Raw genomic sequence first — 24,733 nt, 5'->3', positions numbered from 1 at the left:
ACGCGGCGGCCTCGCGCCTAGGGTTCCAGCACCGCGAGCGAGGCGTTGCGCGCCAGGCGACGCTCGCGCAGGAAGGTATAGAGCCCGGCGGAGAGGATCAGCGCCGCCCCGGCCAGCGTCCAGCCGTCGGGCCGCTCGGAAAACACTGCCATGCCGAGGCCGGTGGTGAAGACCAGCCGCGTGTAGCGGAACGGCGCCACGGAGGAGACCGGCGCCATGCGCATCGCCGCCGTCACCGCGAGGTAGCCGCCCGTCGTCACCACCACGGCGCAGCCCATGTAGACGAAGACCATCGGATGCGTCGAAACCGGCGCGTCCGACAGCAGCGTCATCAGCAGGCCCACCGGCATGACGCTGGCGAAACCGAAGGTCGAGATCGCGAGAGCGGGCATTTCGGGGGGGATGACCCGTGTCACCAGGTCGCGCGCGGCAAGGCCGATGACCCCGAAGACCGCGAAAAGCTCCCAGCCGGAGAAATCCGCGCCGAACGGGCGCACCACCATCAGCATGCCCGTCATGCCCACGGCGATCGCCGCCCAGCGGCGCCAGCCCACGGGTTCGCGCAGGAAGATCGCCGCGCCCAGCGTCACCACCAGCGGCGCCGCCTGCAGGATCGCCGCCATGAGCGACAGGGGGATCTTGGACAGGCCAACGAGCATGCCGATGGCGCCGACGATCTCGAAGGCGTTGCGCAGCATCACCTTGGGGCTGATCGCGTCGCGCAACCGCAGCGGCACGCCGCGCAGGGTCGAGACCAGCATGAACAGCAGGGTGCCGCCGACGCTCAGCAACAGCATGATCTCGCCCACCGGGGCGTGACGGGAGGCAAGCTTGATGAAGGCGTCACTGGTGGCCAGCAACGCCATCGACAGCACCATCACGCCGATGGCGCGTAACGTTTCCAATGGTTTGTCCTCAGGTGATGACGTCCGGCGCGGCGCGCCCGGTGCGGGACCGGATCCCGGCGATGGCCTCGGCCGCGGCGATGACCTCGGCCAGCGCCTCCTGCGGGTCGATGCCGAAACGCGCGGGATCGGTTTCGAGCCTTTCGAGGTAGACCCGCAGCGTCGCGCCCGAGGTCCCGGTGCCCGAGAGGCGCATCACCACGCGCGCACCGCCGTCGAAATGGATGCGCAGGCCCTGGCCTTCGGAGCGCGAGCCGTCCACCGGATCGTCATAGGCGAATTCGTCGGCGCTCTCGACCGTCAGCCCGGCAAAGGTCTTGCCCGGCAGGTCGGCCAGCTGGCCGCGCAGATGATCGACCAGCCCGTTGGCGGCGTCGCTTTCCACGTCCTCGTAATCGTGGCGCGAGTAGTAGTTGCGCCCGTAGCTGGCCCAATGCGAGGTCATGAGGTCGGCGACGGAGCATTTGCGCACCGCCAGCACGTTCAGCCAGAACAGCACCGCCCAGAGCCCGTCCTTTTCGCGCACGTGATCCGACCCGGTCCCGGCACTTTCCTCGCCGCAGAGCGTGGCGCGGCCCGCGTCGAGCAGGTTGCCGAAGAATTTCCAGCCGGTCGGGGTCTCGAAACAGTCGATCCCAAGGCTTTCGGCCACGCGGTCCACCGCCTTGGAGGTCGGCATGGAGCGCGCGACCCCCTTCAGACCGCCGGAATAGCCCGACACCAGCGTCGCGTTGGCGGCCAGCACGGCAAGGCTGTCGGACGGCGTCACGTAGCAGCCCTTGCCGACGATCATGTTGCGGTCGCCGTCGCCGTCCGAGGCGGCGCCGAAATCCGGGGCGTGATCGCCCATCATCTCGTCCATCAGCGGCTTGGCCCAGATCGGGTTCGGATCGGGGTGGCCCTGGCCGAAATCGGGCAGGGGGATGGCGTTGATGACCGTGCCCGGCGGGGCGCCGAGCTCTTCTTCGAGCAGCACCGTCGCATAGGGGCCGGTCACCGCGTGCATCGCGTCGAAGCGCATCTTGAAACCCGAGCGGAACAGCGCCTTGATCGCGGCGAAATCGAAGATCCCGGCCATCATGGCGGCGTAATCCTCGACCGGGTCGACGATCTCGATCTCCATGTCGCCCAGCATCACGGTTTCGGCGATGCGCAGCCCCACGTCCTGGGAGTCGACGATGTGATATTCGGTGATGGTCTTCGTCGCCTCGAAGATCCGTTCGGTCACGGATTCCGGCGCGGGGCCGCCGTTCGCGGTGTTGTACTTGACGCCGAAATCGCCCTCGGGGCCGCCGGGGTTGTGCGAGGCGGACAGGATGATCCCGCCGTCCGCGCCGCGCGTGCGGATCAGGTTCGACGCGGCGGGCGTCGACAGCAGCGCCCGTTTGCCGACGATCACCTTTTTCGCGCCACCGGCCGCCGCCATGCGCAGCACCACCTGCGCGGCCTGCGAATTGAAGTGCCGCCCGTCACCGCCCAGCACCAGCACCTTGCCCGCGACTCCGCCGATTCCCGTCCAGATGCTCTGGATGAAATTCTCCAGGAAATGCGGCTCCTGAAAGACCTTCGTCTTTTTGCGAAGTCCCGAAGTGCCGGGTTTCTGGCCCGCGATGGGCCGGGTGGAAACGGTTTTGATGCTCAGGCTCATGACGGATCCTCCTGTCGTCCGGCACGTTTCATGATCGCCGCGGCATTTGCAAGGACCGGGGCGTCGGCAATCGCCCCGGGCCCCTCCGGCAGGCGTTGCCGCCAGTTGGGATATTCGCTCACCGTGCCCGGCAGGTTGGGCTGGTCGGACAGTCCCAGCACATCCTCGACCTGCAACGCCACGAGCCGCGACCGGGTTGCGGCCAGCAGCGAGACCATCGCCTCCGGGCTCTCCGGTGCGGCACCGTCGCGGTACTGGCCCGACATCCAGTCAAAGCCCGCCACCTCGCGCCCGCGCCAGGCGAACATGCCCTCGGCATGCTCGGGCGGGGTCAGCCCGATGTCGCGGCGCAGGGCGATCTCGCGCCCTTCGCGCCAGCCCTTCCAGGTCGGCAGATCATGGGTCGAAAAGCTGGCGACGACCGCCTCGTCATAATCCTCGGGCCGCTTGAAATCGGGCGGATCGCCGCGATGCTCGAAACAGGCGAGGCGGCAGCCGAGGATGCCGCTGTCGGCCAGCGCATGTTGCAGCCCGTCCGGGATGACGCCCAGATCCTCGCCCACGATGACCGCCCCGGCACGCGTCGCCTCGAGCCGGGCGACCGCCAGCATCGGTTCGCGCGGCATGCTGACATAGGCGCCGGGCAGGTCGTCGGGCACCCAGTAGGCGCGTTCGAAGCCGATGATGTGGTCGATGCGCAGCGCGCCGGCAAAGCGCAGCTGCTGGCGCAGGGTCATGGCCAGCGCCTCGAACCCGGTCTCGATCAGCTTGACCGGGTTGAACGGCGCGAGATGCCAGTTCTGCCCCTGCGGCGCAAAGGCATCCGGCGGCGCGCCGAGGCTGGCACCGAAAGCAAAGGTCTCGCGGTCCTTCCAGGTCTCGGCGCCGTGCGGGTGGGTGCCCACGGCCAGATCCAGGTAGAGCCCCAGCGCCATTCCGGCGCCCCGGGCCCGGGCCTGCGCCCCGGCGAGGGCGGCCTCGGCCTCGTATTGCAGCCAGGCGTGGAAGCGGACGCGGTCGGCCATCTCGCGCGAAGCCTGTTCGACCTGCGGGCTGTTCGGGTCCTGGTAGGCGCCCGGCCAGTCGCCCCAATAGGCGCCGAGCCTTTCCGACAGGGCCTGGTGGGTGGCAAAGCGGTGTAGCTGGTCGCCCTCGCGGGCGAGGTAGGCATCGAAGGCGGGGCCGGGATCGGCGGCGTGAAAGGCCTGGTCGAGCAGGGCCATCCGCACCGGCGTTTCGGTGGCGAAGATCAGCGGCCCCTCGGCAGAGGGCGTGCCCGGCGTCGGCAGGTAGACCGAGGCAAAGCGCCGTCGGTGCGAGGGGGTGTAGGGGCTGAAACCGCCGGGATCGGCGGGGAAACCCGCATGGATCGGATTGATCCCGAGAAAGGACGCCCCGTGCGCCCCCGCGCCTTCGGCCATGAGACCGAGGTCGTCATAGCTGCCGATCCCGCCGACGCCGGGCGGTCGCAGACCGGCAAGCGGCACCATCAGCCCCCACATGCGCGCGGGCAGCGGCAGGCGCGCGGGCGCGACGATCAGCCAGCAGGTTTCGCCCCCCGCGATCATCCTGTGCCGGCCGAGCGGCAGCGCGGGCAGGGCGCCGCGCCCCTCGTGTTCGCTGCCGTCCTCGCACCGCAGACGCCACTCTCCCGCCGTCAGTTCGGGCGCGGCGCCCGGTTCGCAGACATGCCACTGCGGCAGGGTGCGCGCGGGCGCGGGCGGCGCTCCCTCGGCCAGCCCCATGGCCGAAAGCAGCGCGGCCTTGGTTTCGGCCCCGGTGACACGCCATTCGCCGAACAGGTCGCGGTATTCCGTCAGGATGCCGGCCGCCGCCGCGCGGGTATCGAGATCCGTCATGCCGCCTCCTCGACCAGCGCCACCACCGCGTTTTCGGCCAGTTCGAAACTGTCGCCCACAGGCTCGGGCGCCAGATCGGGGCGGGAGGTGTCGAGATGGCAGACCCAGCGGAACCCCGCCTTGCGCGGCGGCAGGGTCAGGGTGACCGCCTCGCCCGCGTTGAAGGCAAGGTAGAGCGCCTCTTCGCGCTGCGAATAGAGCGGCGTTCCCGAGGCCATGCGGAATTCGGCGCACAGCGTGTGCAGGTGGCCGTTGGTCCAGTCGGCGCGGGCCATCTCCTGACCGTCGGGGCGCCACCAGAACAGGTCCGTCACCCCGTCCACCTTGCGCGGCAGGGAATGCAGGAACCGCTTCTGGCGCAGGATCGGATGTTCCTTGCGGAAGGCGATCAGCATCTTCACGAAGGCGCGGAAATCGTCGTCCGCCGCCTCCCAGTCGATCCAGCCGGTTTCGTTGTCCTGGGCATAGGCGTTGTTGTTGCCGCCCTGGCTGTGGCCGATCTCGTCCCCCGCGAGGATCATCGGCGTGCCCTGCGACAGCAGCAGCGTCGCCATCATGTTGCGCCGGCGCAGGGCGCGGGCGGCGAAGATTTCGGGATCGTCGCTCGGCCCCTCGGTGCCGAAATTGTCCGAGAAATTCTCGTGGTGGCCGTCGCGGTTGTCCTCGCCGTTGGCCTCGTTGTGCTTTTCGCGGTAGCTGACCGTATCCATGAGGGTAAAGCCGTCATGGGCGGTGAGCAGGTTCAGCGACGAGGTCGCCGGACGCCCGGAATGATCGAACAGCCCGGCCGAGCCGGTGATGCGGTCGGCCATCACCGGCACATGGCCGAGGTCGCCGCGCCAGAAGCGGCGCACGCCGTCGCGGTACTGGTCGTTCCATTCCGAGAAGGGCGGCGGGTAGCCGCCGAGCTGATAGCCGCCGGGACCGATGTCCCAGGGTTCCGCGATCATCTTTTTCGTTGCCAGAACAGGGTCTTGCCGCAGCGCCTTGAAGAAGGAGGCGTTGCGGTCGAAGCCCTGCGGTGTCCGCCCCAGGGTCGAGCAGAGATCGAAGCGGAAGCCGTCGACCCCCATCGTCGTGGCCCAGTAGCGCAGCGAATCCAGGACCATGCGCAGCACCATCGGATGCTCGATGTTCACGGTGTTGCCGGTGCCGGTGTCGTTGATGTAGTAGCGCCGGTCGTCCTGCAACATGTAGTAGCTGGCGTTGTCGAGACCGCGAAAGGCAAAGGTCGGGCCGTGCTCGTCGCCTTCGCAGGTGTGGTTGTAGACCACGTCGAGGATGACCTCGATGCCGGCCGAATGCAGGCGCGCGACCATGTGCTGGAATTCCCAGAGCGCGCCCTGCGTCAGGTAGCGCGGTTCCGGCGCGAAAAACCCGAGGGTCTGATACCCCCAGTAGTTCCGCAGCCCCTTCTTCACCAGGAAGCGGTCGTCGAGAAAGGCCTGCACCGGCAGCAGTTCCACCGCCGTCACGCCGAGGTCGGTCAGGTAGTCCAGTACCGGGTCCGAGGCGAGCGCGAGGAAGCTGCCGGGATGGTCGGCGCCGGGAAACCGCTTGGTGAAGCCCTTGACATGGGCTTCGTAGATCACGCTTTCCTCGGGCGGGATGCCGGGGGCGGTGTGCTGGCCCCAGTCGAAGCTGGGATCCTCGATCACGCATTTGGGCATGTAGCGGGCGCTGTCGTGCGGGTCCGCCGCGTCGGTGCCGCCCAGAAGCGCGTCGTTCCAGGTCGGATGCCCGGTGAGGCGGCGCGCATAGGGGTCGATCAGCAGCTTGGCGTGGTTGAAGCGGTGGCCTTCCTCTGGGGCAAAGGCCCCGGCGGCGCGGAAACCGTAGTGCTGGCCCGGCGTCAGGCCGGGAACCCGCCCGTGCCAGACGTCGCCGTCGCGCTCTGGCAGGGCGAGCCGGTGGGTCTCCTTGCCGTGGTCGTCGAAGAGGCAGAGGTCGATGGCCTCGGCATTCTCGGAAAACACGGCGAAATTGACGCCATCCCCGTCGAAGGTGGCGCCAAGCGGGGATGCATGCCCCGCCTGAATCACGGGGGTGGTCATTCGCTTGCGGCCAACTCGGCGTAAAGCTTTGCGTAGGTTGCTGCTGAGTGATCCCAGCTTACCGGGGCTGCCATGGCGTTCTTCATCATCCTGGTCCAGGTCTCACGATCCTGAAACAGATTGACCAGTTTCATCAGGGCTTGTGCAAGGGCCTGCGCGGTAATGGGGTGAAATTGCAGCCCCGTCGCGGCCCCCGCTGCCAATCCGGCAGGCGATGCGTTGATGACGGTGTCCGCCAGCCCCCCGGTCAGCCCGACCAGCGGCAGGGTGCCGTGGCGCAATCCGTAGAGCTGCGTCAGCCCGCAGGGTTCGAAGCGCGACGGCACGAGGATGGCGTCGCCGCCCGCGATCAGGCGGCGGGCAAGCGCCTCGTCATAGCCGATGGTGGTGGCCACGCCTTCGTGCCCGGCGGCATAGTCGAGAAAGGCGCTTTCGAGTTCGGGGGCGCCGGAGCCGAGCAGGATCAGCTGTCCGCCCCGGTCGAGCAGCGCCGGAAGCGCCTGCAGCAGGATGTCGATGCCCTTCTGTTCGGTCAGCCGCGAGACGAGCACGCAGAGCGGGCCGGGCCAGTCGGGCAGACCGAATTCCGCGCGCAGGGCCTGCCTGCATTTCGCCTTGCCGGCCAGCGACTTGAAGGGCGGGGTCCAGATGTCTTCGTCGATGCCGTTGAGGATGCCGACCAGATCCTCCTGCCGCTGCTGGAGGATGCCTTCGAGCCCCATGCCGAATTCCGGCGTCATCAGCTCAGACGCATAGGTGGGCGACACGGTCGAGAGCTTGTCCGCATAGACAAGACCGGCCTTCAAGGCACTGATATTGTCCCAGAATTCGTACCCGTCCCGGGTGAATCCCGAGCGCGGCAGCCCGAGCGGGCCGATCATCGAGGCGGGCGCCATGCCCTGGAAGGCGATGTTGTGGATCGTCATCAGCGACCGGACGCGCGGCGCGGCGCCCAGTTCGCGCAAGTAGAGCGGGGCAAAGCCCGACTGCCAGTCGTGGCAATGCAGCACCTGCGGCGTCCAGCCGCCGATGCCCTCGGCGGAGATCATCGCCGCGACCGAGGACAGCGCGGCAAAGCGTTCGGCATTGTCGGCCCAGTCCCGGCCCGAACGGTCCACATAGGGTCCGCCGTCGCGGTCGAAGAGATGCGGCGCATCGAGGAACCAGATCACCCGCCCGTCGGCCCGGTGTTCGATCAGGCGCGCGAATCCGCCGAACAGGTTGTCCCATTCCGCGACGGGCGCCCTGTCGGAAGGTTTCGCCCCCGGCGCCCCTCCGGGCAGTTGCGCCAGGACCTGCCGGTAGCCGGGCAGCAGCACCCGCATGTCGACGCCGTGCCGGGCCAGCGCGCCGGGCAGGGCGCCGACCACGTCGGCCAGCCCCCCGGTCTTGATGAAGGGCACGCATTCCGAGGCGACGGACAGGACCCGTGTCATCGTTCGGCGTCTCTCCGGTCGAGCATGTCCTGGGTGATGAGCGTCACGCCCCCGGGCGAGACGCGGAACCACTTGGCGTCCTCCTCCGGGTCCTCCCCGACGACGAGACCCTCGGGGATGTGCACGCCGCGATTGATGACGACGTTCTTCAGCCGCGCATGGCGCGAGACGTAGACATAGGGCAGGGCGACCACCCGCTCCATCGAGGAATAGGAGTTGGTGTGGCATTGGGTGAACAGCAGCGATTCCCGGATCTCGGTCCCGGAGATGATGCAGCCGCCCGCGATCATCGAACTGACCGCCGTGCCGCGCCGGTCCTTTTCGTCGTGGATGAACTTGGCGGGGGGCACCAGCTCGGAATAGGTCCAGATCGGCCAGCTCGTGTCCCAGAGGTCGAGCTCGGGGTTGAAATCGGTGAGGTCGATATTGGCCTTCCAGAAGGCGTCGATGGTGCCGACGTCGCGCCAGTAAGCGGGCACGTCGCGCGAGGGGCGCACGCAGCTGTCCTCGAACCGGTGGGCCTGCGCCTTGCCGGAGGCGACGATCTCGGGGATCATGTCATTGCCGAAATCGTGGCTCGATCCCTCGTCCTCGATGTCGCTCAGCAGCGCCTCGCGCAGGTATTTCCAGTCGAAGACGTAGATCCCCATGCTGACCAGCGTCTTTTCGGGATCGTCGGGCAGGCCCGGCGGGTCCTTGGGCTTTTCCAGGAACGAGGTGATGCGGTCCTGCGCGTCCACCGCCATGCAGCCGAAGGCGCCGGCCTCGTGCCGGTCGACGGTGAGACAGCCCACGGTCACCTCGGCGCCGCTGTCGACATGCTGCTGGATCATCAGCTCGTAATCCATCTTGTAGATGTGATCGCCGGCGAGGATCACGATGTACTCGATGTCGTAGCTGTCGATGATGTCGATGTTCTGGGCCACCGCATCGACGGTCCCGCGATACCAGGTCTGTTCGTTGTAGCGCTGCGACGCGGGCAGGATGTCGAGGAATTCGTTGCGCTCGGCGCGGAAGAAGTTCCAGCCGCGCTGGCAATGCCGGATCAGGCTGTGCGCCTTGTACTGCGTCGCGAGGGCGATCTTGCGCACCCCGGAATTCAGCGCGTTGGACAGGGCGAAGTCGATGATCCGGGTCTTGCCGCCGAAATAGACGGCCGGTTTCACCCGGCTGTTGGTCAGCTCGTGAAGGCGCGATCCGCGCCCCCCGGCGAGCACGAAGGCCATGCTTCGGGCGGCGAGCCTCTGGCTTCTCGGTGGCATCGAATTCCTCCTTCTTCCTCCGTGGCGGTCACCCCGCCGATCCCTTGTCCCTCCGGGCAGCGCCCGCCGCCCGGCACCGTCTTGCCGCCCCTCAGCCCTCGAACACGAGGAAAACGACCGAGAGCGGCGGCAGCGTCACCTCGGCCACGGCGGGCAGGCCGTGGCTGGCGCCGTCCGTCGCCTCCACCGCGCCGAGATTGCCCCGGTTTCCGCCGCCGTAGATCTCCGCGTCGGTGTTGAGCGCCTCGCGCCAGCTGCCCGCGCGGGGCAGGCCGATGCGGTAGCCGACATGTTCCTGCGGCGTGAGGTTGCAGATGACGGCGACGGGCGCATCGCCCTCTGCGCCGCTGCGCACCCAGGAGAACACCGAGTTGATCGAATCCCCGCCCTCGATCCAGCGGAAGCCCGAGCCGTCGCAATCCTTGACATGAAGCGCCGGGGTGTCGCGGTAGAGATGGTTGAGATCCCGCACCAGCCGCTGCATCCCCGCGTGGCGGGCATCCCCGAGGCAATCCCAGTCGATCTGGGCGTCGTGGTTCCATTCGCTCCACTGGGCGAATTCCTGGCCCATGAACAGCAGCTTCTTGCCCGGGTGCCCCCACATGAAGCCGTAATAGGCGCGCAGGTTGGCGAATTTCTCCCAGTCGCTGCCGGGCATCTTGCCGATCATGCTGCCCTTGCCGTGAACCACCTCGTCATGGCTGATCGGCAGGATGAAATTCTCGGAAAAGGCATAGACCAGCCCGAAGGTCATCTGGTGATGGTGGTAGGAGCGATAGACCGGATCCTTGCGCATGTATTCCAGCGTGTCGTTCATCCAGCCCATGTTCCACTTGAACCCGAAGCCGAGGCCGCCCTGGTCGACGGGGCGCGACACGCCGGGGTAGGCGGTGCTTTCCTCGGCCACGGTGACGATCCCGCCATCCATGCCGTAGGCGGCGGTGTTCATGCGTTGCAGCATGGCGATGGCTTCGTAATTCTCGCGGCCGCCGTCCTTGTTGGGGATCCATTCGCCCGAGGCGCGGGAATAGTCGCGGTAGAGCATCGAGGCGACGGCATCCACGCGCAGCCCGTCGACGTGATATTCCTCAAGCCAGAACAAGGCGTTGGCGGTGAGAAAGTTGGACACCTCGGCACGGCCGTAATTGTAGATGAGGGTGTTCCAGTCCTGGTGGAACCCCTCCTTGGGATCGGAATGTTCGTAGAGCGCGGTGCCGTCGAAGCGACCGAGCCCGTGTTCGTCGGTCGGGAAATGCCCCGGCACCCAGTCGAGGATGACGCCGACCCCGGCGCGGTGCGCGGCGTTCATCAGGTCGCGGAACTCGTTGGGCAGCCCGCAGCGGATCGTCGGGGCGAAAAGCCCGATGGGCTGGTAGCCCCAGGAGCCGTCGAAGGGGTATTCGCTGACCGGCAGCAGCTCGATGTGGGTGAACCCCATCTCCCGGACATAGGCGATCAGCTCGTCCGCCGCCTCGATGTAGGAGATCGGCCGCCCGCCGTCCTTGCGCCGCCACGAGGGCAGGTGCACCTCGTAGACCGACATCGGGGCGGCGGGGTCGTGGCGCTTGTAGCGCGTCGCCATCCACAGGTCGTCCGACCAGCCGTAGCTGGCGATGTCGCGCACGACCGAGGCATTGGCCGGCGGATGTTCCGACCCGAACCCGACCGGGTCGGCCTTGCGCGGCTGGACGGTGCCGTCGGCGCCGAGGATCTCGTAGCGATAGACCGCGCCATCCGCGACGCCGGGCAGGAAGATCTCCCAGACGCCGGTGGCGCCGCGCCGGCGCATCGGGTGGCGGCGGCCGTCCCACCAGTTGAACTCGCCCACCACCGAAACCCGGCGGGCATTGGGCGCCCAGACCGCGAAATGCGTGCCCGGCACGCCTTCGTGTTCGGTCACATGCGCGCCGAGCGCCTCCCACAGCCGCAGGTGGCTGCCCTCGCCGAGCAGATATTCGTCGATCTCGCCCAGCACGGGCGGAAAGCGGTAGGGGTCCTCGACCGTCCAGTCCGAACCGCCCGCGGCTCCGCGCAGGCGGTAGGGCGCATCCCCGGGCACGTCGCCCCGGAACAGGCCGTGCGCATCGTGGACGGGGTGTAGCGGGTGCTCGGCCCCTTCGGTCAGCGCCCACATCCGTTCGGCACCGGGGTCGAAGGCCGTCACGACACGCGCCTCTCCCGTGCCATGCGGCCCGAGCAGCGCGAACGGGTCGTCATGCTCGCCGCGCAGCAGGCGATGGAGGTCGTGTTCGGGGTGATGCGTCGGGGTGCTCATGACCCCGACTGTAGCTCTTGCTGGCCATTGCGCAATGATTACGCTCGACCGCCGTCAAAGAAGGCTCTTGGCGTTCCAGATATCGGCCATGTACCCGCGGATCGTCCGGTCGGACGAGAACCACCCCGAACGCGCGGTGTTGAGCGCGGCCATCGCGGACCAGCGCAGCGGATCGGCAAAGACCTCGTCGACCTCGCGCTGCGCCCGCCAGTAGTCGGTGAAATCCGAACAGACGAGGAAGTAGTCCGCGCCTTCGAGATTGCCGGTGATGTTGTGATAGCGGCCCGGTTCGTTGGGTGAGAACCGCCCGTCGCGGATCAGGTCGAGCGCGGCCTTGAGGCGCGGATCGGCCTGCACGGCCTGCCAGGCGTGGCCCTCGACGCCGCGGCGTTCCATCACCTCTTCCGCGGTCATGCCGAAGAGGAAGAAGTTCTCGGCACCCACGAGGTCGCGGATTTCCACGTTGGCGCCGTCGAGCGTGCCGACCGTCGGCGCGCCGTTCAGCGCGAACTTCATGTTGCCGGTTCCCGACGCCTCCTTGCCGGCGGTCGAGATCTGTTCCGACAGATCGGCCGCGGGCACCAGCCGTTCCGCCAGCGAGACGTTGTAGTTGGGCAGGAAGGCGACCTTGAGCCACTTGTTCGTCACCGGATCGGCATTGATGACCTGTGCCGCGTCGTTGATGAGGCGGATGATGTCCTTGGCAAAGAAATAGCCCGGTGCCGCCTTGCCCGCGAAAAGCTTGAGACGCGGCGTCCAGTCCTTGTTCGGATTGTCCCGCATCTCCTGCCAGAGGGCGATGGTTTCGAGGATGTTGAGATGCTGGCGCTTGTATTCGTGCAGCCGCTTGATCTGGACGTCGAACAGCATGTCCGGGTCGACGGTCAGCCCGTAGGTCTTGCCCATCCAGTTGGTCAGATCGACCTTGTTGGCACGCTTGACGGCGGCGTAGCGGTCCAGCCAGGCGGAGTCCTCGACGAAGGGTTCGAGCTTTTGAAGCTGTTCCAGGTCGTCGACCCAGCCGTCGCCGATCGATTCCGTGATGAGCCCGGCCAGACCGGGATTGCAGGCCAGCAGCCAGCGGCGCGGCGTCACGCCGTTGGTCTCGTTGACGATGCGACCGGGGTGCAGGCCGTTCAGCTCTTCGAACACGGTGGATTTCATCAGCTCGGTGTGCAGCGCCGAGACCCCGTTGACGTGATGCGCCATGACGAAGGACAGCTGGCCCATCTTGACCTGATGATCGGCGCGCATCGACTGGGTGCGGCTCGGGTTGCGGGCGGCATGGGTCGCGTCGATGCGGTCGATCAGCTGGATGTGGCGGGGCAGAAGCCGGCCGAACAGGCTTTCGTCCCAGCTTTCCAGCGCCTCGGGCAGCAGGGTGTGGTTGGTGTAGCTGAGACAGCCCTGCGCGATCTCCATCGAGTCGTCGAAGGAGAGCCCGCGCTCGTCATGCAGCACGCGCACCAGTTCCGGCCCGGCGATGGCCGGGTGGGTGTCGTTGAGCTGGATCGCCACCTTTTCGGGAAGCTTGCGCAGGTCGCCGAACTGGTTGCCGAAGCGGCGCAGGATGTCGCGCAGCGCGGCGGCGGTCAGGAAGTATTCCTGCTTGAGGCGCAGTTCCTTGCCCTGTTCGGTGGTGTCGTCGGGATAGAGCACGCGGCTGATGGTCCGGGCCAGCGCCTCGGGCGCGGCAGCGCGGGCATAGTCGCCGTGGTTGAAGGCATCGAGGTCGAAGGGATGGATCGCGCGCCCCGACCACAGCCGCAGCGTGTTGGCCCAGCGGCCCTTCCAGCCGACGACCGGCGTGTCGTAGGCCTCGGCCTCGACCTCTTCGGCGGGATACCAGCGGGTCGTCTCGCCGCGCGTGTCGACGTGGCCGCCGAAGCCGATGCGGTAGCGCACCTCGGGGCGTTCGAATTCCCAGGCGTGGCGCTGTTCCAGCCAGTGCTCGGGCATTTCCACCTGCCGGCCGTCGACAAAGCTCTGCCGGAACAGCCCGTGCTCGTAGCGGATGCCGTAGCCATGTGCCGGGCAGCCGATGGTCGACAGACTTTCCATGAAACAGGCCGCAAGCCGCCCGAGACCGCCGTTGCCGAGCGCCGCGTCGGGTTCGTCCGCCAGCACCTGGTCGTAATCCTTGCCGAACTCCGCCAGAACCGCCTTGGCCTCGTCCACCAGTTCGAGGTTGACGATGCCGTCCTCGAGCAGGCGGCCGATCAGGTATTCCATCGACAGGTAGTAGACCCGCTTGGCGCCGGTGTCGTAGGTCCGTCCCGTCGCCTTGAACCAGGCATCCACGATGTGATCGCGCACCGCATAGCTGAGGGCCATGCGCCAGTCTTCGAGGATTGCATGGTCGGGATCCTTGCCGAAGGAATAGGTCAGGTGCCGCAGGATCTTCTCGCGGAATGATTTGGTCTCGGTCATGTGGAACTCCGCCTCTCGCTCGTGGAGGGTTGGGGGCCGGCGCATGTCGGCGCCCGCCCTTGGAACTTGAAACTCCCTGCCGTTCGGAAAGGCAAGCGCACAGAGCCTCTAGTCCGGGTTTTCGACCTGTTCGGTCAGATGGGATGCACAACCGCTGAGCGCCGCGTAATCGTCGGTGACGAGGCTGACCGGAAACTGGTCCATGAACTCCGAGAACCGCCCCTTGTCGCGAAAGGCTTCGGCAAAGCCGCAATCCAGCAGGTGCGGCCCGAAATGCCGCGTCACGCCGCCGATCAGGTAGATGCCGCCGAAGGGCAGGGTGTTGAGCGCGAGATTGCCGCAAACCCTTCCCAGAATTCGGGAAAACACCTCGACCGCACGGCGGGGACGGTCCTCTCCGGCCTCCATGCGGGTCATGATCTCGGCCGCGTCGAGCGGGCTGCCCGCGCCGTCCTCCTCGCAGAGCCAGGCGTGGACCTGTTCGAACCCGCGCCCGGACAGCACGTCCTCGGTGCCCGGCCCGGAATGCTTGCGGCGCAGGAAGTCGAGCAGTCGCAGGTCGGCCTCGGACTGTACCGGCAGGCTGGTGTGCCCGGCCTCGGCCGGGGGAACCAGCGTGCGGTTGCCCAGCCGGAACACCGGCGCGGCGTTCATCCCGGTGCCGACGCCGATCACCAGCCGGGCGGACTGGTCGGGGGCGGGCTTGCCGGGCAGGATGGCGGTCAGGTACTCGGGCGCGATCCGGCCGAGCGCATGGCCCTGTGCCTGGAGATCGTTGAGGATCGACACCACCCCGGCGCCGGTGGCATCGCTGACCGATTGGCGGTCGATGTGCCAGTCGATGTTGGTCAGTTGTCCGGCCCCATCGCGCACCGGCCCGGCAACGGCGACGCAGGCGGCGGTCGGCACCGCGTCACTTTCGGCGAGATACGCGCGAAGAACATCGCCTATCCCGTTGAATTCGCTGTTCTTGAACCGCTTCGTGCTCTCGCGGTCCAGATCCGGCCCGTGGCTGATCGCGACACGGGTGTTGGTGCCGCCGACATCGGCCAGAACGGCGGTGGTCGTCTGCAATCCCATGGCACTCACCCTTTCAAAGCCTTCGCAACCTCGTGGTAGGAAGCTTTCGGCGTGCGTGCAAGCGTGTCGAAATCCACGTGAACGAGGCCGAAGCGCTTTTCGTAGCCGAGGGACCATTCGTAATTGTCGAGCAGGGACCAGATGAAATAGCCCCGCACCGGCGCGCCCTCCGCGATCGCGCGGCGCACCTGGTCGAGATGGGCGTCGAGATAGTCGGTCCGGTGCGGATCGTCGACCTTGCCCGCCCGCAGGTCGTCCTGCCCGGCCATGCCGTTTTCGGTGACGTAAAGCGGCAGATCGCCGGTGTAGTCCCGCGCCGTCCGGGTCAGGAAACGGTAGAGCCCCTCGGGGCAGATCTCCCAATCCATGAAGGTCTTGGGCAGCGGGCCCTCGACCTCCTTCAGGCCGGGCCAGGGGCCGGGGTCGGGCGCGATCAGCTTGCGGGTGTAGTAGTTGATCCCGCACCAGTCGAGCTTGGCGCCGATGGTCGGGAAATCGTCCTGCCAGCCGGTCGGAAGATGCGGTTCGAGCCCGGCCAGAACCTCGTCGGGATAGGCGCCCCGGAACACGCCGCCAAGGAACCATCGGTTGTAGATCGCATCGTAAAGCTTTGCCTTTTCGGCGGATTCCGCTGTGTCGTCGGCCGGATCGGACCATTCCATGTTGAACACGCCGCCGAGGTTGGACATGCCGAGGCCGCGCATCGTCTCGATCGCGCGGCCATGCGCCAGCAGCACGTGATGCATCGCGCGGGCGGTGGCGCGGATGTCGCGCAGGCCGGGGGCGTGATAGCCCATGAAATGCGACAGCCAGGCGACGCACCACGGCTCGTTGATCGGCGCGACGGAGTGCATCCGGTCGCCGATCCGCCCCATGACGACCTCGGTGAAATCCGCGAACCAGCCGGCGATGTCGCGGTTGCGCCAGCCGCCGAGGTCGGCGAGCGGCGAGGGCAGTTCCCAGTGATAGAGCGTCGCGCAGGGCTTCAGCCCGCGCTCCAGCATCGCGTCGGTGAGGCGGTCGTAATAGTCCAGCCCGGCCTCGTTCACCGGGCCGCGCCCCTCGGGCAGGACCCGCGCCCAGGAGGTCGAGAAGCGGTAGGCGTCGAACCCGGCGTCGCGCACCAGGTCCAGATCCTCGCCGAAGCGGTGGTAGTGATCGCAGGCGAGATCGCCGTTCTCGCCCCGCACCACGTTGCCCGGGGTGGCGGCGAAATCGTCCCAGTGGGTGCGGCCCGCGCCGCCCGTGGCGTGGCCTTCGATCTGGTAGCTCGATGTTGCGGCCCCGAAGAGGAAACCTTCGGGGAAATCGCGTCTGGCATTGCGCATGTCAGGGGTCCTGTCGTGGGGCGGGGCCGGTCGAGGCGCCGATGATGAGCTGCGCTTCGAGCAGGCAGGTTTCCGGTTCCGCATCGGGGCGGGCGATCAGACGCAGCAGCATGTCCGCCGCCAGCTTGCCCGCCTCGCGCACCGAGGAGCGGGTCGCGGTGAAGATCGGCACGTCCGGCCCGTTGCGCAGGTAGCTGAGATCGTCGTCATGGGTGATGACCGAGACGTCGCGCCCCATCACCAGCCCGGCGTCGTGGATCGCGCGGCGCACGCCGATCGCGGTGATGAGCGAGGAACAGAGCACCGCCGTCGGGCGCATCGGGGCGGCGAGGATGCGCGACATGGCGCGGTGGCCGTTGGTCTCGGTCATCTCCTCGGAGACCATGATCGCGGGATCGGGCACGAGCCCCCGGCAGGCCAGCGCGGCCTCGTAGCCGTGGCGCCGACGAAAGGCGAAATCCATCGATTCCAACCCGTTGATGAGCGCGATGCGGCGATGGCCGAGGTCGACGAGAAACTCCGTGGCACGCTGGAAAGCGCGGGCGTTGTTGACGTCGATCCAGCAATATTCCTCGTCCATGTCCGAGGCGCGGCCATGCACCACGAAGGGCAGGCCGAGGCTCTTGAGAAAGGGAATGCGGCTGTCGCGCATCTTCGGCCCGTGCACCACGATGCCGTCGACATTGCCCTTGGCCTTGAGACGGCGGTAATTCTCGGCCTCGTCCGCGTCCCCGGTCAGCGACAGCGTCATGTCGTAGCCCGCGGCGAGATAGGATTCCGACGCCCCGGCGATGAAATCCCCGAACACCGGGTTCACCATCTCGTGCTGGGTCGAGATCGGGATGACGTGGCCGATGGCCATGGCGCGGCCCGTGGCCAGCCCCTTGGCGCGGGCATTCGGCGCGTAGTTCAGGCGCAGGGCGGCTTCGGTCACGCGCTTGCGGGTGCCCTCGCTGACCTCCGGATAGCCGTTCAGAGCCCGGCTGACCGTGGTCTGGGACAGCTCCAGGTGCTGCGCCAATTGCTTCAGATTCACCGCCACCCCTCCCAAAGCGCTTCGGACGTTTGACAAGCTAACCCCGAATCCCATGTTACGAAAAGAGCTTTTGCAAAGGCCCGGATCTAGCTGCGCTGCAGCATGATTGCCTCGCGTTATCCGGGCGCTTCGTGATTGACAGATGAGCGGAATCGCGGGACGCTCGCGCATCTTCAAAGCGCTTTGGTCCGACTCGGCCGCGCGCCGGAACCGGACCAGGGGGGAGACCGCGCGATCCGATCGCGCAAATCGGGAGGACGATTATCCATGAAGACGATCTTGCTGGGCGGAGTTGCTGCCGTGGCCCTGTCATCGGGCATGGCACGGGCAGAAAGCCATCTGATGTTTCCCGAGGGAGAGGGGGACTTCAACTGGGACAGCTACACCGCCTTTGCCGAGTCACACGACCTGTCCGGTCAGACGGTGACGATCACCGGCCCGTGGACGGGCAAGGACGGTGAACTGGTCGAATCCGTGCTGGCCTATTTCGAGGCGGCGACGGGCGCGACGGCGAACTATTCCGGCTCGGACAGTTTCGAACAGGACATCGTGATCTCGGCCCGCGCCGGATCGGCGCCCAACGTCGCGGTGTTCCCGCAGCCGGGCCTTGCCGCGGACCTTGCCGGGCAGGGGTTCCTGACGCCCCTGCCGGAGGGCACGGCGGAGTGGACGCGCGAGAATTACGCCGCCGGCGACAGCTGGGTCGACCTCGGCACCTACACGGACAAGGCGGGGGCGGACGGCTATTTCGGCTTCTTTTACAAGGTCGATCTGAAATCGCTGGTCTGGTATTCGCAATCCGCCTTCGACGAGGCGGGCTACGAGATCCCCGAGACCATGGAAGAGCTGAAGGAACTCACCCAGCAGATCGTCGACGACGGCGGCACGCCCTGGTGCATCGGCCTCGGGTCCGGGGCGGCAACGGGCTGGCCGGCGACCGACTGGGTCGAGGACCTGATGCTGCGCACCCAGGCGCCGGATGTCTATGACAAGTGGGTCTCGAACGAGATTCCCTTCGACGATCCGGCGGTGGTCGGCGCGATCGAGGAGTTCGGCTGGTTCGCCAAGAACGACGATTTCGTCAAGGGCGGCTCGCAGGCCGTGGCGACGACCGATTTCCGCGACAGCCCCGGCGGGCTCTTCACCATTCCGCCCGAATGCTACATGCACCGGCAGGCGAGCTTCATCCCGACCTTCTTCCCGGAGGGCAACGACAGCGCCTTCTTCTACTTCCCGGCCTACGAGGAGAAGGATCTCGGCAAGCCGGTGCTGGGGGCGGGCACGCTCTGGGCGATCACCAGCCCGTCCGACGCCGCCAACGCGCTGATCGAATTCCTCGAAACCCCCATCGCGCACGAGATCTGGATGAACCAGTCCGGTTTCCTGACGCCGTTCAAGGGCGCGAATGCGGATCTCTACGCCACCGACGAGCTGAAGAAGATGGGCGAGATCCTTCTCGGCGCCACCACCTTCCGCTTCGATGCCTCGGATCTCATGCCGGGTGAAATCGGCGCGGGGGCGTTCTGGACCGGCATGGTCGATTACGTCACCGGCGAAAGCGCCGAGGACGTCGCGGCCGGTATCCAGAAGCGCTGGGATTCGATCCGCTGACGTCCGGCGTCAGCTGACCTGACCCTTCGCGTCCCGGTGGCGCGCAGGGTTCGCCGGAGGCGGCCGCAGCGACGGTCCGCCCCGGCATCCAACGGGGGGAGACGGACGCGATGTCACCGATGTTGCAGGGCATTCTCACCATCCTGATCGGGGTGGGCGGATGCGTGGCCTATTTCTATTTTTCCAACATGGTCCTCGACAAGGTCATCTTTCCGCCGCGGAAGGACGACCAGGGCCGCAATATCCACCGGGCCACCATGGTGCGCCCCTGGCTGTTCCTGTTCCCGGCGATGTTCGCGCTGGGGCTCTACCTCGTCTACCCGGTGATCGGCTCGTTCTGGCGGTCGCTGTTCAACCGCGCGGGGACCGAATTCATCGGCCTCGGAAACTATACGCAGATGTTCTCGGAATCCGGGTTCCGCACGGCGCTGTTCAACAATTTCCTCTGGGTGCTCGTCGTGCCCGCCGCCTCGACCTTCTTCGGGCTGCTGGTGGCGCAGCTCACCGACCGGCTGAAATGGGGCAACATCGCCAAGTCGCTGATCTTCATGCCGATGGCGATCAGCTTCGTCGGCGCCTCGCTGATCTGGAAGTTCGTCTATGCCAACGATCCCGACATCGGCATCATCAACGCGGTGCGCGATTATGTCGGCCTGTCGCCGGTGGACGTTCTGCAGATCCCGTTCTGGAACAACTTCTTCCTCATGGTCATCCTGATCTGGATCCAGACCGGCTTTGCCATGGTGATCCTGTCCGCCGCGCTGCGCGGCATCCCCGAAGAGACCATCGAAGCCGCGATCATCGACGGCGCCAACCCGTTCCAGGTGTTCTTCCGCATCAAGGTGCCGCAGATCATGGGCACCATCGTGGTGGTCTGGACCACCATCACCATCCTCGTGCTCAAGGTCTTCGACATCGTCTATGCCATGACGGGGGGCAATTTCGACACCGCGATCCTGCCCAGCTACATGATGACCTACATGTTCCGCGACGACGGGCGGGCGACGGCGGTGGCCTTCGTGATCATGATCATCGTGCTGCCGGTGATGATCTGGAACATCCGCCAAGCGCGGAAAGAGATGTGAGGGCAGGGACATGGACAACATAGCTGGTCAGAAAAGCTCTCTCTCTATCGTCACCAACATCACCGTCGCGCTGCTAGTCGTGCTCTGGCTGGTCCCGACCGTGGGGCTGCTGGTGTCGTCGTTCCGCGACCGCGAGCAGATCTCGGAAAGCGGCTGGTGGAAGGCGATGGTCCCGGTGGAACAGGCCTTTCGCGTGCAGCCCGACCTTGACGGCGTCGTGCAGGAGGGCGGGCTCTACGTGCTGTCGGGCAACGTCTTCGGCGAGGGCGGCTCCGGCACCGTCGGCGGCTTCGGCATCGCCTCGCGCGATCCGGGCGCGGCAGAGCCGGGACAGACCTACGGCCGCCTGAAGCTGGAGGTGACCGAGCCCGGAGGCGGCACCGACACCGAAAACCACGAGATGGCCTGGCCCGCGGACGAAACCCCGCAGCCGCCCGAGACCGACGGCGACGGGCGTCCCGTCACCGGGTTCACGCTCGACCGGGCGCTGACCGTGGCACGGAACGGCGATTTCACCTGGGTGCAGGACACGGAGATCACGCGCCCGCCCTCGCTCTATTTCGAGGCCGAGCAGGCGCCGGAATTCGGACTGCAGAACTACCGGACCATCCTTGCCTCGGACAACATGGACCGGGCCTTCATCAACACGCTGACCGTGACGATCCCGGCCACCATCATCCCGATCCTGATCGCGGCCTTCGCGGCCTACGCGCTGGCCTGGATGGATTTCGCCGGGCGCGGGCTGCTGATCGCCGTGGTGGTCGGGCTGCTGGTGGTGCCGCTGCAACTGGCGCTGGTGCCGCTGCTGACGCTGCACAACCGCATCGGCATCGGGCAGAGCTTTCTCGGCATCTGGCTGGCGCATACCGGCTTCGGCCTGCCGCTGGCGATCTACCTGCTGCGCAACTACATGGTCGGTCTGCCGCGCGACATCATCGAGAGCGCAAAGGTGGACGGAGCGACCGATTTTCAGGTGTTCACGAAAATCGTGTTGCCGCTTTCCTTCCCCGCCCTTGCCAGTTTCGCCATCTTCCAGTTCCTCTGGACATGGAACGACCTGCTGATCGCAAAGGTTTTCCTGCCGTCGAACAGCGAAAGCTGGGTGATGACGGTCAAGATCGCCGACGACCTGCTGGGATCGCGCGGCGGCGACTGGGGCATCCTCGCGGCGGCGGCTTTCGTGTCGATCGCCGTGCCGCTCGGGGTGTTCTTCGCGATGCAGAAATACCTGGTGCGCGGCCTGCTGGCCGGCTCCGTGAAATGACAGAAAGGCCGATATGACGGACATGTCCAACACCGCCCTCATCAAGACCGATACCGTGGACCGCGACTGGTGGCGCGGGGCGGTGATCTACCAGATCTACCCGCGCTCCTACCAGGACACCAACGGCGACGGCATCGGCGACCTGCTGGGCATCGCGCAGCGGCTGCCGCATGTGGCCTCGATGGGGGTGGACGCGATCTGGATCTCGCCGTTCTTCCGGTCTCCGATGAAGGACTTCGGCTATGACGTCAGCGACTACTGCGACGTCGATCCGATGTTCGGCAGTCTCGCGGATTTCGACATCCTGATCGAGACGGCGCACATGCTCGGTCTCAAGGTGCTGATCGACCTCGTGCTGTCGCACACCTCGGACCAGCACCCCTGGTTCGTGGAGAGCCGGGCCTCGAAGGACAACGACCGCGCGAACTGGTACGTCTGGCACGACGCCAAGCCCGACGGCACGCCGCCCAACAACTGGCTGTCGATCTTCGGCGGCTCGGCCTGGCAATGGGACACCACGCGCTGCCAGTACTACCTGCACAACTTCCTGACCTCGCAGCCCGACCTCAACTTCCACGAACCGCAGGTGCAGGACGAACTGCTGCGCGTGGCGGAATTCTGGCTGGATCGCGGGGTCGACGGCTTCCGGCTGGATACGGTGAACTTCTACGTCCACGACGTCGAATTCCGCGACAACCCGCCCCTCGCGCCCGAGCGGCGCAACCCGATCACCGCGCCGGCCGAGAACCCCTATACCTGGCAGGAACATCTCTACGACAAGACCCGGCCGGAGAACCTGGCCTTTCTCGCCAGGCTGCGCAAGCTGATGGACCGCTTCAACGCCGCCGCCGTGGGCGAGATCGGCGACGATCTGCGCGGGCTGGAAATCCTCGGGGAATACACCTCGGGGCAGGAGCATCTGCAGATGTCCTATGCCTTCGAGCTGCTCTCGGCCAAGGCCCCGACCGCCGCCTACATCAAGGAGGTGATGGACCATGTCGCCGAGGCCGCGGGCGACGGCTGGGCCTGCTGGGCGTTTTCCAACCACGACGTCGCGCGCCACATCACCCGCTGGAACATCCCCGAAGCCGGGGCGCGGCTCTATGCGACGCTGATGATGTGCCTGCGCGGATCGGCCTGCATCTACCAGGGCGAGGAACTGGCCCTGCCCGAGGCCGACCTCGCCTTCGAGGATCTGCAGGACCCCTACGGCATCATGTTCTGGCCCGCCTTCAAGGGCCGCGACGGCTGCCGCACCCCGATGGTCTGGGAACAGAACGCCCACCACGGCGGCTTCACCACCGGCCAGCCCTGGCTTCCGGTCAGCCACGAGCATCTCAAGCATACCGTGGCCGATGCCGAACAGGACCCCGCGTCGATCCTGCATCACTACCGCCGTGTCATCGGCTTCCGCCACGCCCACTCCGCGCTGATGAAGGGCGACATGATCGACATGCAGAGCGACGGCAAGGTGCTGTCCTTCATCCGCAAGAACGGCGACGAGGAATTGTTCTGCGCCTTCAACATCTCGCCCGAACCTTCGGTGATCGACGCGCCGGGCGGCAACTGGCAGCAGGTGGGGGTCGAATTCGGCTCGGCAGGGCCGGCCCCGGACGGGCGGCTGCATCTGGGACCATGGCAGCCCGCGCTGGCGCTGCGTCACGGGTAGAACGGAACGACGAGGGGGGAGGAAACCATGGCCGATCTGAAACTGACCGATGTGGGCAAGACCTACGGCGGGGCGGTCGAGGTGCTGAAACACATCGACCTCGATATCAAGGCGGGGGAGCTGATCGTCTTTGTCGGCCCCTCCGGCTGCGGCAAGTCCACGCTGCTGCGTATGATCGCGGGGCTGGAAAAGATCACCTCCGGCACGCTGGAGATCGACGGCCAGCGGGTCAACGACGTGCCCCCCGCGCAGCGGGGCATCGCCATGGTGTTCCAGAGCTACGCGCTCTACCCGCATATGACGGTGCGCGAGAACATGACCTTCGCGCTCAAGATCGCGAAGAAGTCGAAGGAGGAGATCGACGCCGCGGTGACCCGCGCGGCAAAGATGCTGCAGCTCGAACCCTATCTCGACCGCCTGCCCAAGGCGCTGTCGGGGGGGCAGCGGCAGCGGGTGGCGATCGGGCGCTCCATCGTGCGCGACCCCAAGGTCTACCTCTTCGACGAACCGCTGTCGAACCTCGACGCCGCGCTGCGCGTCGCCACCCGGATCGAGATCGCCCGCCTGAAGGAGGCGATGCCCGAGCGAACGATGATCTATGTCACCCATGATCAGGTCGAGGCGATGACCCTCGCCACGCGCATCGTGGTGCTGGCCGACAAGGGCATCGCTCAGGTCGGCTCTCCGCTTGAGCTGTACGAGACCCCGCGCTCGGAATTCGTCGCGCAGTTCATCGGCTCTCCCGCGATGAACCTCCTGCCGGGCAGGGTGACGGGGACGGGCGCGCGGACCACCGTCGCGCTGGACGGGGGCGGCAGCGTGATGGCGGACATCGCGACCACGGACTCCGACATGGGTCTGACCGTCAATGCCGGGATCCGCCCGGAGGATTTCGTGGAATCGCCCGGTGCCCCGGCCTTTACCGGCCGGGTCGACATCACCGAGGCGCTGGGAGAGGTGACGCTGCTCTACTTCGAGGCGGCGCCGGGCACCGAGCCCGTCATCGCCAAGCTTCCCGGCATCCACCGCAACGTGCGCGGCACCGAGGTGGCGTTGTCGGCCGATCCGTCCAAGGTGCACCTCTTCGCCGACGGAGTCTCGCTCAGGTACCGCTAGGGGGTGTCCTCCCCGGAGGGGGAGGACCTGCCGGCTCAGCCGATCTGCTTCTCGCGCAGCACCGCAAAGCGGTGGCCGCCGGTGACGACCGCCTCGGCGATCATCCGGCGGTCGGGATCGTCGCGATCCCGGATGCCGAACACGGTGATCTGGCGCCCAGGCGCGATCATCGCGTCGTTGAGACCGGCCTCCCGGTTGCGCTTCGGCTCGCCGATGTCGACGGACCAGAGTTCTCCGCCGGTATCGACCTCGAGCCGCCCCTGATGCGCGGCCAGATCCGCGACGGTGACGCGGCCCGTCACCTCCGTCGCCGCGCCGAGCGAGGCAAAGCCCAGTTGCATGCGCGTTCCGACGGCGATGACCGTGCCGGTCAGAAGCGCGCCGAGGATGAATTCTCTACGGGTTATTTTCATTTTTTTCTCCGTGTTCTGCTCGGTGTCCAATCTGGCGTCCGGGACGGATTCTGCGAAGCCACGGTTTCGTGATGTTACGGCGGTCGGCGGAAGCGCGCTGCGGCGTGCGCGGCCATCTGCCCGAAACGCCGGGCGAATTTCCGCCATCCGGCGGCAGGGCGGGCGTCATCTGCCCGATCGCTGCTCTCCGCAGCGTCGCGACCGGCCCTTGTTCGCTCAATGTTCTCACTTTCCGATTGGCGATCCGGCGCGGATCGCCTAT

17 protein-coding genes are annotated in these 24,733 nt (G+C 66.8%); 5 read left to right on the top strand and 12 right to left on the bottom strand.

The genetic code is table 11. From position 1 onward, the window contains the following. Positions 1–17: 17 nt before the first annotated feature. The 11 genes from ACN0RJ_RS09685 to ACN0RJ_RS09635 all read right to left on the bottom strand — a co-directional run bounded on the left by ACN0RJ_RS09685 (position 18) and on the right by ACN0RJ_RS09635 (position 17,313). Positions 18–905, bottom strand: a complete 888-nt coding sequence (locus tag ACN0RJ_RS09685; protein WP_417719135.1) for a DMT family transporter — start codon at positions 903–905, stop codon at positions 18–20. 10 nt (positions 906–915) lie between these two features. Further along, on the bottom strand, positions 916–2,553 hold the full coding sequence (locus ACN0RJ_RS09680; RefSeq protein WP_417724124.1) for an alpha-D-glucose phosphate-specific phosphoglucomutase: 1,638 nt from the start codon (positions 2,551–2,553) through the stop codon (positions 916–918). Continuing rightward, entirely contained in the window at positions 2,550–4,412 is a 1,863-nt protein-coding gene (locus ACN0RJ_RS09675) for a 4-alpha-glucanotransferase (RefSeq protein WP_417719137.1), read from the bottom strand. The genes ACN0RJ_RS09680 and ACN0RJ_RS09675 overlap by 4 nt, the downstream gene beginning before the upstream one ends. After that, positions 4,409–6,466, bottom strand: a complete 2,058-nt coding sequence (gene glgX, locus ACN0RJ_RS09670) for a glycogen debranching protein GlgX (RefSeq protein ID WP_417724123.1) — start codon at positions 6,464–6,466, stop codon at positions 4,409–4,411. The genes ACN0RJ_RS09675 and glgX overlap by 4 nt, the downstream gene beginning before the upstream one ends. Then, positions 6,463–7,902: a glycogen synthase GlgA gene (glgA, locus tag ACN0RJ_RS09665; RefSeq protein ID WP_417719139.1), complete on the bottom strand. Its 1,440-nt coding sequence runs from the start codon at positions 7,900–7,902 to the stop codon at positions 6,463–6,465. Before glgA ends, glgX begins: the two co-directional genes overlap by 4 nt. Next, a complete protein-coding gene (glgC, locus tag ACN0RJ_RS09660) occupies positions 7,899–9,164 on the bottom strand; it encodes a glucose-1-phosphate adenylyltransferase (RefSeq protein ID WP_417719140.1) in 1,266 nt (421 codons plus the stop codon). The genes glgA and glgC overlap by 4 nt, the downstream gene beginning before the upstream one ends. A 91-nt stretch (positions 9,165–9,255) precedes the next feature. Beyond that, complete coding sequence (gene glgB, locus ACN0RJ_RS09655; RefSeq protein WP_417724122.1) at positions 9,256–11,439, bottom strand: 1,4-alpha-glucan branching protein GlgB; 2,184 nt, start codon at positions 11,437–11,439, stop codon at positions 9,256–9,258. Positions 11,440–11,493: 54 nt separating this feature from the next. Beyond that, complete coding sequence (locus tag ACN0RJ_RS09650) at positions 11,494–13,869, bottom strand: glycogen/starch/alpha-glucan phosphorylase (protein ID WP_417719142.1); 2,376 nt, start codon at positions 13,867–13,869, stop codon at positions 11,494–11,496. Positions 13,870–13,977: 108 nt separating this feature from the next. Then, on the bottom strand, positions 13,978–14,949 hold the full coding sequence (locus tag ACN0RJ_RS09645; protein ID WP_417719143.1) for a glucokinase: 972 nt from the start codon (positions 14,947–14,949) through the stop codon (positions 13,978–13,980). A 5-nt stretch (positions 14,950–14,954) separates the two neighbouring features. After that, a complete protein-coding gene (locus ACN0RJ_RS09640; RefSeq protein WP_417724121.1) occupies positions 14,955–16,277 on the bottom strand; it encodes a GH1 family beta-glucosidase in 1,323 nt (440 codons plus the stop codon). A gap of 1 nt (position 16,278) precedes the next feature. Continuing rightward, on the bottom strand, positions 16,279–17,313 hold the full coding sequence (locus ACN0RJ_RS09635) for a LacI family DNA-binding transcriptional regulator (protein ID WP_417719145.1): 1,035 nt from the start codon (positions 17,311–17,313) through the stop codon (positions 16,279–16,281). A gap of 267 nt (positions 17,314–17,580) precedes the next feature. Here ACN0RJ_RS09635 and ACN0RJ_RS09630 point away from each other — a divergent pair, with 267 nt between their 5' ends. From ACN0RJ_RS09630 to ACN0RJ_RS09610, 5 genes are all read left to right on the top strand, one after another. Beyond that, positions 17,581–18,924: an ABC transporter substrate-binding protein gene (locus ACN0RJ_RS09630; RefSeq protein WP_417724120.1), complete on the top strand. Its 1,344-nt coding sequence runs from the start codon at positions 17,581–17,583 to the stop codon at positions 18,922–18,924. Positions 18,925–19,034: 110 nt separating this feature from the next. Then, positions 19,035–20,009, top strand: coding sequence for a carbohydrate ABC transporter permease (locus ACN0RJ_RS09625; protein ID WP_417719147.1), 975 nt, complete (start codon positions 19,035–19,037; stop codon positions 20,007–20,009). Between the two features lie 10 nt (positions 20,010–20,019). Beyond that, on the top strand, positions 20,020–21,273 hold the full coding sequence (locus ACN0RJ_RS09620; protein WP_417719148.1) for a carbohydrate ABC transporter permease: 1,254 nt from the start codon (positions 20,020–20,022) through the stop codon (positions 21,271–21,273). A gap of 13 nt (positions 21,274–21,286) precedes the next feature. Beyond that, positions 21,287–22,942 carry an alpha-glucosidase gene (locus tag ACN0RJ_RS09615; RefSeq protein WP_417719149.1) on the top strand — a complete coding sequence of 552 codons (1,656 nt, stop codon included), beginning with the start codon at positions 21,287–21,289 and terminating at the stop codon, positions 22,940–22,942. A gap of 27 nt (positions 22,943–22,969) precedes the next feature. Continuing rightward, positions 22,970–24,058 carry an ABC transporter ATP-binding protein gene (locus ACN0RJ_RS09610; protein WP_417719150.1) on the top strand — a complete coding sequence of 363 codons (1,089 nt, stop codon included), beginning with the start codon at positions 22,970–22,972 and terminating at the stop codon, positions 24,056–24,058. Between the two features lie 35 nt (positions 24,059–24,093). Here ACN0RJ_RS09610 and ACN0RJ_RS09605 read toward each other — a convergent pair whose 3' ends face one another. Continuing rightward, on the bottom strand, positions 24,094–24,471 hold the full coding sequence (locus ACN0RJ_RS09605) for a hypothetical protein (RefSeq protein ID WP_417724119.1): 378 nt from the start codon (positions 24,469–24,471) through the stop codon (positions 24,094–24,096). Positions 24,472–24,733 lie beyond the last annotated feature (262 nt).

This window comes from Salipiger sp., assembly GCF_048261495.1.
GTDB lineage: Bacteria > Pseudomonadota > Alphaproteobacteria > Rhodobacterales > Rhodobacteraceae > Salipiger.
This window is presented reverse-complemented; position numbering and strand designations above follow the sequence as displayed.